This is a genomic window from Litorivivens sp., assembly GCF_057445395.1.
The window spans coordinates 1-9,671 of sequence record NZ_JBVBUV010000103.1; the positions used below are offsets into that span (position 1 = coordinate 1).

11 protein-coding genes, 1 other RNA gene and 1 pseudogene are annotated in these 9,671 nt (G+C 54.1%); 5 read left to right on the plus strand and 8 right to left on the minus strand.

The window, feature by feature from the left end; translation table 11 throughout:
* The 3 genes from AC222A_RS17880 to AC222A_RS17890 form a co-directional block, all read right to left on the minus strand.
* A partial coding sequence (locus AC222A_RS17880; protein WP_486775370.1) for a hypothetical protein occupies nt 1–246 on the minus strand: 246 nt, incomplete at its 3' end.
* A gap of 137 nt (nt 247–383) precedes the next feature.
* Nucleotides 384–740: a transfer-messenger RNA gene (ssrA, locus tag AC222A_RS17885) on the minus strand.
* A gap of 63 nt (nt 741–803) precedes the next feature.
* A complete protein-coding gene (locus tag AC222A_RS17890) occupies nt 804–2,300 on the minus strand; it encodes a Ppx/GppA phosphatase family protein (protein WP_372809637.1) in 1,497 nt (498 codons plus the stop codon).
* 205 nt (nt 2,301–2,505) lie between these two features.
* Here AC222A_RS17890 and ppk1 point away from each other — a divergent pair, with 205 nt between their 5' ends.
* Complete coding sequence (gene ppk1 / locus AC222A_RS17895; RefSeq protein ID WP_372781131.1) at nt 2,506–4,611, plus strand: polyphosphate kinase 1; 2,106 nt, start codon at nt 2,506–2,508, stop codon at nt 4,609–4,611.
* A 9-nt stretch (nt 4,612–4,620) separates the two neighbouring features.
* On the opposite strand, the gene AC222A_RS17900 is transcribed toward ppk1, so the two are convergent.
* From AC222A_RS17900 to smpB, 3 genes are read right to left on the minus strand one after another with little or no spacing between them, the layout of a single operon-like run.
* Entirely contained in the window at nt 4,621–5,232 is a 612-nt protein-coding gene (locus tag AC222A_RS17900; RefSeq protein WP_372749843.1) for a class I SAM-dependent methyltransferase, read from the minus strand.
* A gap of 59 nt (nt 5,233–5,291) precedes the next feature.
* Nucleotides 5,292–5,789, minus strand: a complete 498-nt coding sequence (locus AC222A_RS17905; RefSeq protein ID WP_372749842.1) for a SixA phosphatase family protein — start codon at nt 5,787–5,789, stop codon at nt 5,292–5,294.
* On the minus strand, nt 5,786–6,265 hold the full coding sequence (gene smpB, locus AC222A_RS17910) for an SsrA-binding protein SmpB (protein WP_372749841.1): 480 nt from the start codon (nt 6,263–6,265) through the stop codon (nt 5,786–5,788). The genes AC222A_RS17905 and smpB overlap by 4 nt, the downstream gene beginning before the upstream one ends.
* Nucleotides 6,266–6,351: 86 nt before the next feature.
* Here smpB and AC222A_RS17915 point away from each other — a divergent pair, with 86 nt between their 5' ends.
* The 3 genes from AC222A_RS17915 to AC222A_RS17925 are packed head-to-tail and all read left to right on the plus strand — an operon-like array spanning nt 6,352 to nt 8,469.
* Nucleotides 6,352–7,695, plus strand: a complete 1,344-nt coding sequence (locus AC222A_RS17915; protein WP_372758868.1) for a sodium-dependent transporter — start codon at nt 6,352–6,354, stop codon at nt 7,693–7,695.
* A gap of 23 nt (nt 7,696–7,718) precedes the next feature.
* On the plus strand, nt 7,719–8,150 hold the full coding sequence (locus AC222A_RS17920; RefSeq protein ID WP_372750360.1) for a type II toxin-antitoxin system RatA family toxin: 432 nt from the start codon (nt 7,719–7,721) through the stop codon (nt 8,148–8,150).
* A complete protein-coding gene (locus AC222A_RS17925) occupies nt 8,143–8,469 on the plus strand; it encodes an RnfH family protein (RefSeq protein ID WP_372750361.1) in 327 nt (108 codons plus the stop codon). The genes AC222A_RS17920 and AC222A_RS17925 overlap by 8 nt, the downstream gene beginning before the upstream one ends.
* Before the next feature lie 11 nt (nt 8,470–8,480).
* Here AC222A_RS17925 and AC222A_RS17930 read toward each other — a convergent pair whose 3' ends face one another.
* A complete protein-coding gene (locus AC222A_RS17930; RefSeq protein ID WP_372750362.1) occupies nt 8,481–8,939 on the minus strand; it encodes an outer membrane protein assembly factor BamE in 459 nt (152 codons plus the stop codon).
* A gap of 28 nt (nt 8,940–8,967) precedes the next feature.
* Between AC222A_RS17930 and fur the strand changes: the two genes are divergently transcribed.
* Nucleotides 8,968–9,384: a ferric iron uptake transcriptional regulator gene (fur, locus tag AC222A_RS17935; RefSeq protein WP_372750363.1), complete on the plus strand. Its 417-nt coding sequence runs from the start codon at nt 8,968–8,970 to the stop codon at nt 9,382–9,384.
* Nucleotides 9,385–9,472: 88 nt separating this feature from the next.
* On the opposite strand, the pseudogene AC222A_RS17940 reads toward fur, so the two are convergent.
* Nucleotides 9,473–9,671, minus strand: a pseudogene (locus tag AC222A_RS17940) (DNA repair protein RecN); the annotation flags it as partial.

Below are 9,671 nucleotides of genomic sequence, written 5' to 3' on the forward strand. Positions count from 1 at the left end.
AATCTGTTCATAGGCACTTTCGGCTTGGCCTTGAAACAGCTTGCATATCTCCATCAGGGCGTCGACTTTCTCCTGGCTGAACTTAGCAATGACCTTATGGCTCCAGCCAAGATCGAAGTCTTTGAGTTTGATGGTATGCGAATGGATTTTTAGGCGGGTCAGCGCGCCCCTGTATTCATTGTCTAGGATGCGCTCACGACACAATTGCAGCGCTGACACGGGGAGCTTGCGCCCGGCTTGTGTCAAAGTTGTGTCATTTTGGTGTCGTTTTGGACACCCACCAGCACCCACAGAGACCAACCCGGCTAGCTGGGCTGTCTCTGTAACTCTTTGATTAAAAGAGGTTTTGGTGGGTGTGGATGGGTCTGGACAGGACCCGTGTTTGGTGGAGCCGGCGGGAATTGAACCCGCGTCCGTCAGCACTCTGCCGAGAGCTCTACATGCTTAGTTTCCGTTTATTGATTTAGCTTTCTGCAGCCCAACGGTCAGGACGCAGAACGCGAGTCTGCTAAAAGTTTAACAGCGCCGTGGCAGACACACTTTGCTGCGATCCCATTCTATATGACAGTCAATAGCGCGATATGGGCACCTTGCTAATGACCGCTAACGGGGTTTAAGCCGCTAGAGCGTAGTTGTCGTCGTTGGCAACTATAAATTAACAGCTTTGGATTAACGTGATTCGCTGTCCTCACGGCATGCACTCACGGTTTTGTTACCGGCGTCGAATCCAAATCGGCCCCAAAACCTGTCTGGCTATTGTAGCGGACTTTCCTTGCCTGTGTCATGGCATTCCTGTTGCCGGATCACAGAGCCGCTATGCTGAGTTGGACGTCGACTACCCCGATTAGTTCCTGTTCTTCTTCCAAATCTGCCCGGGTGAGGGGATTATTGTCCAGCCAGGCCTGAGGGGCGCTCAGGACCAGCGACTTCTTGCCGGTTGCTTCTACCTGCACCTCGGGGGGGATGCTGCGGTTCTGGCGGCGGCGGTGGAGGATGCACGCCAGCCGAAACAGGGCCAGCAGCAGCCAGTCGGGGCGAATATTGTGCAATTGGCTGCCAGGTTTGGGCTTGCGGCGGTGATTCAGTACCAGAAAGGCGAGGCGAGCCTGTTCCTGTCGGGAAAAGCCGGGCATGTCGGCGTTGCTGAGAATGTAGCCGCCATGCTTGTGGTAGCCGCCGTGGGCGATGGCGAGTCCGATTTCGTGAAGGGCTGCCGCCCACCGCAGCAGTTGTTCTGCCTCACCTGCGTCAGTTTTAATTTCCGTTTTTACGCTAGGTAGCCAGCGCAGGGCAAGTTTGCAGATGCGCTCGGCCTGGGCAGTGTCTGCATAATATTGTTCAATCATGTGATTGATGGTGCTTTCGCGAGTGTCGTGGTGATGCAGGCGCCCGGCTAGGTCGTGCAGTATACCCTCGCGGACTGCATAGTCGGACGTTTCCATGGCTGAGATGTCGAGTTCTTCGAACAGGGCGATCAGGATGGCAAGGCCTCCAGGTAGTACGCTTTGCCGTTCAGTGCTCAGGCCTTTTATCTTTAAATCGTCACAGTTTTTGCTTTCCAGCATGGTTTCACGCAATTTATACATGCCGTCGAGCGTGATGGCGGTGCGGTCACTGAATTGGTTGTCGCGCACAATGCGGCCGATGGTGCGAATGGTACCGGAGGCACCGACGGCTTGATCCCAGGTTTGGCTGAAGGCTTCGATATGAGGCGCAAGCTCTCGGGCGGCGGCATTCTGTGCCTTGCGAAATCCCGTCTCACTGAGTTTGCCATCGGCAAAGAAGCGGCGGCTAAAGCTGACGCAGCCTATTCCGAGGCTTTCCATAATTTTGGGCTTTTTGGCGCCGACTACCAGTTCGGTTGAGCCGCCGCCGATATCCACAACCAGACGACGTTCGTCACCGGGAGAAAAGTCTCGCGCTACGCCTAGGTAAATCAGACGGGCTTCTTCTGTGCCCGAAATGATATTGACGGGCGCAGGCAGCACCGCTTCGGCTTTTTCTAGAAATTCGCCGGCATTTTCGGCTGTGCGAAGGGTATTTGTACCGACGATACGGATATGGTCGGCAGGTACGCCGCGCAGGCGTTCTGCCATTTTGCTTAGACTTTCCAGTGCGCGTTCTATGGCTTGGGCGGACAGTACGTTTTTATCATCAAGCCCCGCGGCAAAACGCACCATATCCTTGTGGGTATCAAGCACGATGAGTTTATTTTGTTCAAAGCGGGCAATCAGCAGATGAAAGCTGTTCGAGCCGAGATCCAGCGCGGCGTATATCTCGGGCGTAGCATCAGGCGGCATGGGGGCTAAGGAACTCCTCGAGCGGTTATGCGAGTGGATTTTCAGTGTAGCCACAGCCGTGCGGGAAAGCGATATGCAAAAAGCACCGATCTCGTGCGAAACCCCATTAAGCTGCTATTCTGGCAATAAAAACAACGGTAACAAAAATGCAATGTGGTTGCTGTAGGCTGATGCCGCGTAGTGTTTGTTGGCGACGGAGGAATAGATGACTGACTCGGGAAATGTAGAACGCTGGATTCCCAAGGAGTTGAGTTGGCTGTCGTTTAATGAACGAGTGCTGCAGGAGGCCGCAGATCCAAGCGTGCCGGTGATCCAGCGGGTGCGTTACCTGGGGATTTTCTCCAATAATATGGATGAGTTTTTCCGGGTGCGGGTGGCAGACGTACGCCGTCTGGCGGCGTTTTCCACGCCTTCCAAGCAGGAGGAGTTCAAGGCTTTGCTGGAGAAAATCCAGTTGCGCGTGGTTGAATTGCAAAGCCGCTTTGACCAAACCTACCTGGCCACTTTAAAGGAGCTACGCAAACGGGGTATCTACCTGATCAGCGAACGGCAGCTGGATGATCATCAGCGTGAATTTGCCCGCAATTTCTTCTTTGAAAATATCCAGCCCGAGCTGGTGCCGGTCATTCTGGACGACAATCATCCGCTGCCGGAATTGAACGATGCCTCGATTTATCTCGCCATCAAAATCGTCTCTGCGGATCAGGTACGCTATGCCATGCTGGAGGTGCCAACCGATCGCATCAGCCGATTCGTGAGTATTCCGTCGCGCAAAGGTAAGCGGGGCAAGGTGATGATTGCGCTGGAGAATATGATCCGGGTATGTCTGCACGATGTTTTTCGCGGCATTTTTCAGCTCGACAGCGTGGAAGCTTACACAGTCAAACTGACGCGTGATGCGGAGCTTGAACTGGGAGAAGAAGTCACAGAAAGCTTTTTTGAGCGTATGGAACGCAGCCTGAAACGCCGCCGCAAGGCTGATCCAGTGCGTTTTGTGTATGACAGTGAAATGCCGGCAGACTTGCGAGATTATCTGGCGCGCCGCCTCGGTCTGGGGCGTCTGGATTCGGTTCTTCCGGGGGGGCGCTACCACAACTCCAAAGATTTTATGGGGTTCCCGAATCTAGGACCTGCCTATCTGGAATTGAAGCCGCTACCGAAAATACCGCTGCCTGCGGTTGACCGGTTCGACAATATTTTCGATGCCATCGCCCAGCGCGATGTGCTGCTGTATTACCCTTATAACAGTTTCACCTATGTGATTAATTTTCTGCGCACGGCGGCGATTGACCCGGCGGTGCGTTCAATTTCTCTCAGCCTTTATCGTGTGGCGTCGAACTCCCATGTGGTGGATGCCTTGATTAACGCCGTGGCTAACCATAAAGATGTATTGGTGGTTGTGGAGCTGCAGGCGCGCTTTGATGAAGAGGCCAATATGGCGCTATCGCACCGGCTTCAGGAGGGGGGAGTGAACGTCATTTTCGGTGTGCCGGGGCTTAAGGTGCATGGCAAATTGATCTCTGTTACCCGCCAGGAAAATAATAGTCTGCGCTACTACACCCACATTGGAACGGGAAATTTTAACGAAAAAACGGCCGAGGTCTATACGGATTTCAGCCTGCTGACCTTTAATCAGGAAATTGGGGAAGAGGCTTTCAAAACCTTCGAGTTTATTCGCTACACCTATCGCCGCCCCAACTATAAGCACTTGATTGTGTCGCCCATCAATTCGCGCGAGCGCTTGCTAGCGATGATTGATCACGAGATCGACAATGCTCATAAGGGGCGGTCCTGTGGGCTGACGTTCAAGTGTAATAATCTCGTTGATCAGGCGATGATCGATAAGCTGTATGAAGCGAGTCAGGCCGGAGTGCCGGTGCGGCTTATTGTGCGTGGTATGTGCTCGCTGGTGCCGGGGGTGAAAGGTGTTAGCGATAATATCGAGGCTATCAGTATTGTCGATCGCTATCTGGAACACCCGCGTATTTTTATGTTTTACAACGCAGGTGACCCGCAATATTACCTGTCATCGGCAGATTTGATGACGCGTAATATAGACTACAGGGTGGAGGTTATGTGCCCGATCTACGACGAGGGTCATAAGAAAACGTTGCAGGATATTCTCGATATACAGTGGTCTGACAATGTAAAGGCGAGGGTGCTCGACGCCACGCAGGCCAATCGTCTGAGGTTGCCGCGAAAGAAAAATGCCAAGCGTATTCGCTCGCAAGAGGCGATTCATCGCTATTTAAGCAAGGGGCGGCTGCCGAGGTTGCGCAAGCTCAATTATAAGCCGCCAAGCGATGGCTGATGGGGTTGGCTAGCTTTCCACGACAAGCAGGTTGCCGTCCACCTTGCGTGGTTTGGTTATGCTCCAGTCCAGCAGTTCGCCGCCAAAGGCCTCTTCGCAGCGTTTGGCAAGCTCAAGAAAGGGGGGGCGGCCCGGGTCGGCGATGATAATTTTGCCAACCTTGGCTTTTACTGCTTTCTGTACGAGGCTGAACAGCGGGTCGACAAGTTCATCCCAGAAGCAAATATCTCCACCCAGTACCAGCTCGTAGCCCTTAAGGTCTTTGATTTTCAGCTCTTCATAGCGTGCCACCAGCTGGTCAATTTCAACCTCATTGATAATGCTGTGGGCATCGAGAAAGGAAAATACGTGAGGGTCGGCGTCAGTTGCTGTGACCAGCGCGTCGAAGTGTTTGGCGCAGAAAATGGACAGCAGTCCCCAGCCACAACCTATTTCGAGAATCTCGGAGCCAGCATCGGGTGTGTGCTTTTTCAGGTAGTCCATGATCATGAAACTTGATCCCCAGACCTTGGTGCCATGTATCTCCGGGGTGGGTAGCTGTTCCGTAATATGTTTGATCAGGGAGTGTTTCTTTTTGAGGATGATCAGGTCGTTGACGTGGTAATAGTCTTCGTTAGCCATGGGTGCTCTTTGTTATTAAACAGACGGATACGCCAGTGCGGCACGGTAAGTAAACAGTTTCAGGTAACCGTTTTTGGCGGTGACTCCATATGCAGTAGATCGGCGCAGCCGGCGCGGGCCTGATCCCAGTATTCCACCTTCAGGTGAAGCTCGGCAAAAGCGCCAGTGGGAAAATGCTTCAAGGGCTGCCCCGTCAGCAGGCGTATCACGTCTTCAAATGCCGGGTTGTGACCAACAACGAGAATGCAGTCCAGTTTGGGGTCGCGCTCGCGAATCCAGTTGAGCAGGGTGTCGGCATCAAAGGTGTAGAGGGCGTCGTCGAGGGTCAGTTCGCCGGTAGGGGCGTCTAGGGCATCGCGCACCCGCTTGATGGTGCTGCGACAGCGTTTTGCCGGGCTACAGAAGATGTGCTGCACTTTGTGGCAGTATTCGCCAACCACGGTAGCCATGGCAACCGCGTCTCGCTTGCCGCGTTTGTTGAGCGGTCGATCGATATCATCCAGCGATTCGTCGTCATGGCTGGATTTTGCGTGTCTGAGTAGGTAAAGCGTCTTCACTTGTTATGTTCGCGCAGAACCCGTTGTTTCTGGCGGTCCCAGTCGCGTTCCTTCTCCGTGTCGCGTTTGTCGTGTTGTTGCTTGCCCTTGGCCAGACAAATTTCGGCCTTGATCAGGTGTTTTTTCCAATACAGGGCGGTGCAGACACAGGTATAGCCTTTTTGCTGGGTGGCTTCAAGCAGCCTGCCGAGCTCTTTGGAGTGCAGCAACAGCTTGCGGGTGCGTGTCGGATCGGTTACGTAATGCGTCGATACAGTCTGCAGCGGGGTGAACTGGGTGCCGATTAGCCAGGCCTCGCCGTCTTTGAGCAGTACATAGCTCTCGGTTATCTGCGCTTTGCCGGCGCGCGCGCTTTTTACTTCCCAGCCCTGCAGGGCTACACCGGCTTCAAATTTGTCGGTGAGATGGAAATCGTGACGAGCGCGTTTGTTCAGCGCAATCGTGGAACTATTCTGTTTTGGTTTCTTGGCAGCCATGGGCGCGCATTATAGGGGTTCTCACTGGTAAAGCCTACGGAGCTGAGTGAAAATGGCAGCATAATAATTTTCTGGGGATGCTGGAGTTGCAACGAGAAACTCTGCAAGGTGTTTGGGTCAGCCGCTGGACCTTTGTGGCAGCGGCGGCTGGGCTGGCTATTGGGCTGGGTAACTTTTGGCGCTTTCCGCATGAAGTGGGCCACTACGGAGGGCTGCTTTATATCCTCATGTACCTGGGATTCGTGCTGCTGATTGCCACGCCTGTCATGCTGGCAGAGGTGGTCATGGGCAGCCGCGGTAGAGCGAACCCGGAAACGAGCATCCGCTACCTGAATCTTGAATCCGGCAGCAGGGGAATCTGGCGGCTGGCGCCTATGCTGGCCATGGTGACGGGTTTGCTTATGCTGGCCCACCTGGCGGTGATCGCAGGGTGGGTGCTCAATTACGCGTATTACCTTGGCGATACCAAGCTTGAAGCCACAAGTATTGAATTTGCCGGAGAGTTTTTTGCGACTTATGTGTCGTCAAGCGAGGAGATGACGAAAGGGTTTACCGGCTTTATCTTGTTGCTGGCCCCCTTGGCCATGCTGCGTATGACCTTTGCTACCGGGCAATTGTTACGCCTGCTGGTTCCATTGATTCTGATTGCCCTACTGGCGCTGCTGTACGCCTCGGCAATAATGGGCGATTTACCCGCTGGATTGGCATGGATGTTTTCTGTGCATCCGGAAGACGTGGGCCCCGACGCCGTGGTGTCGGCTCTTGGCCAAGCGTTCTATACGCTTGGGATTGGCGTCGGCGCGATGATGGTCTACGGTGCGTACTTCCCCGATGGTCGTTCTATTTCGCGCCAAGTGGTGGCCGTGGTGGCGATCGATACGGCCGTCGCGCTGGTAGCGGGCGTGAGTATTTATGCTCTGGTTCTGGGGCAGAATATCGAGCCCGGCAATAGCGTGGCACTGCTGTTTATCAGTTTGCCCTATGTGTTCGGAAATATGCCCTTTGGCGACCTGCTCGGTGCGCTGTTTTTCTGCCTGATTGGTCTGGTGATGTTGTGCAGCGCATTGGCGCTGATTGAGCCATCAGTCGCGTGGATGGTCGAAAAAACACCGCTGCCACGTTGGCTCGCGGTAGTGCTGCTTACCCTGTTGTTGTGGGGCGGCGGCATGTTCGTAATCGTCGATATTGCAGCGCCGGGACCGGCTCAGTGGCTGTATTTACTCAATCGCGCGGCGGCGGATTATTTGTTGCCATTAAGTGCGCTGGGTCTTGCGCTGTATGCGGGATGGGTCTTGCGCGATGTGCAGGCGCGCGACGAGCTCTACTACTGTGGTGCACGAACCTTTTGGATTTGGCGATTGCTTTTGCGGTATATTGCGCCCCCGGCAATTCTGGCGGTACTGGTGATTTCGGTGCGTCAGGGGTTTTAGCAATTTCCTGAACGGGTGAAGTAATGACAACCATCAGTCGCAGCGCGCTGCTGCCCTATTCAGCGGAGCAGGTTTTCGAACTGATCAACGATGTGTCCAGCTATCCCCAGTTTATGGATGGCTGTGTTGGCGCCGAAATTCTCACGGAAAGTGAGGATCGTATGGTTGCCCGGCTGGATCTTGCGCGTGGCGGTGTCAGTCAAAGCTTCACCACCAGTAATACGCTGGCGCGGCCAGCCGAAATTAAATTGGAGTTGGTCGACGGTCCCTTTGACAGCTTTACGGGGCGCTGGACCTTGCTGGCCTTGAATGAGCAAGCGTGCAAGGTGTCTCTGTTTCTGAGTTTTACGCTCAGTAGTGCGGTATTGGGGGCAGCGGCCAAGCAACTGTTCAATAGCGCTGCCAATTCAATGGTTGATGCGATGGTTAAGCGGGCGAAAGTGGTTTATGGCTGAGACAATGATTCATGTGGAGGTGGTTTACGCCACGCCAGACAAACAGCAAATTGTGGCATTGGAATTGCCTGCAGGAACCACGGTTCGTGAGGCTGCGCTGAAATCTGGCCTTGACAGGCAGTTCGATGGATTGGATTTGAGTACGGCCGACCTCGGCGTGTTTGGGAAGGCTGTACCCAAGGCTGAGAGTGTTGAGTTGCAAAGCGGTGATCGCGTGGAAATATACCGGCCGCTTATTGCAGATCCGAAAGAAGTGCGAAAACAGCGCGCGGCAAAGGTCAAAGCTCGACAGGAAGCAGAAGGGCGTCGAAAAGCCTGATGGATTGGGGGCTACAGCTGCTCGGTTTCCTGCTGCTCCAGCAACGGCTCGCTTTCTTCCAGTGGCTCGCCGGCTGGTGCGGGCTGGCTTCGCTCGGTGCTAACGATGGTGCTTTCGTAGTGGCTTAGCACGCCTTCCGCAAAGAATACGGTTAGGCGCTGCTTTTCCAGGGTGTCGTCGGGCTTGCGTACCATGTGCAGATAGTCCCAACGGTCCGGGGTGAAACTATCGCGCAGCAGCGGGGTGCCGAGAATGAATTCAACCTGGCTGGCAGACAGGCCAGGCTCGAGCTGGCTTACCATTTCCTCGGTTACGATATTGCCCTGTTCAATCTGTACCCGGTATACCCCGGGGAACTCCATCGTGCTGCAGGCCAGCAGTGGGGAAAGAATAAACAGCAGTGCGACAGCTTTGCGGATCATCAGGTACTTAACTTTCATCGATAGTGAAGGCGTGGGATAATAGCGCAATCTGTTTTCCAACGCTAAGGGATATACCATGTCCGTCGAAAATCGGGAATTGAAGAAGGCCGGACTAAAGGTCACCCTGCCCCGTGTAAAAATCCTTGAGTTGCTGGAGACCGCTGAAAACGACAATCAGCACCTTAGCGCTGAAGACGTCTATCGCACGCTGATGGAGTCGGGCGAAGACGTCGGTCTGGCCACGGTATACCGGGTTCTGACCCAGTTTGAATCGGCAGGTTTGGTTGTTCGGCATAATTTTGAAGGCGGTCATTCCGTATTTGAGTTGGCTAAAGGCGAACATCACGATCACATGGTGCGTTTGGACACCGGTGAAGTGGTAGAGTTCTGTGACGAAGTGATTGAAAAGCGCCAGCGTCAGATTGTGGATGAAATGGGTTTTGAGCTTATAGACCACAGCCTGGTGCTGTATGTGAAGCCGAAGAAAAAGTAGGGCTTACCGTTAATCGAAAAAGCCGGCCATAGCGCCGGCTTTTTTATTTGCATTGCCCGTGGGTTGGCGCATAGCGCCTGCCAGCAGGTTAGTGGGCGGTCGCGACCATCTCGCGGGCGTGTGCCAGGGTGTTGTCGGTAATGGCTACGCCGCCCAGCATGCGGGCAATCTCCGCCACTTTTTCATTGTCGTTTAGGGCCACCAGCTGGGTTTTCACTGATTTCTTGTTGGATTGTTTGCTGACCTTGATATGGTGGTTGGCCTGACTTGCCACCTGCGGCTGGTGG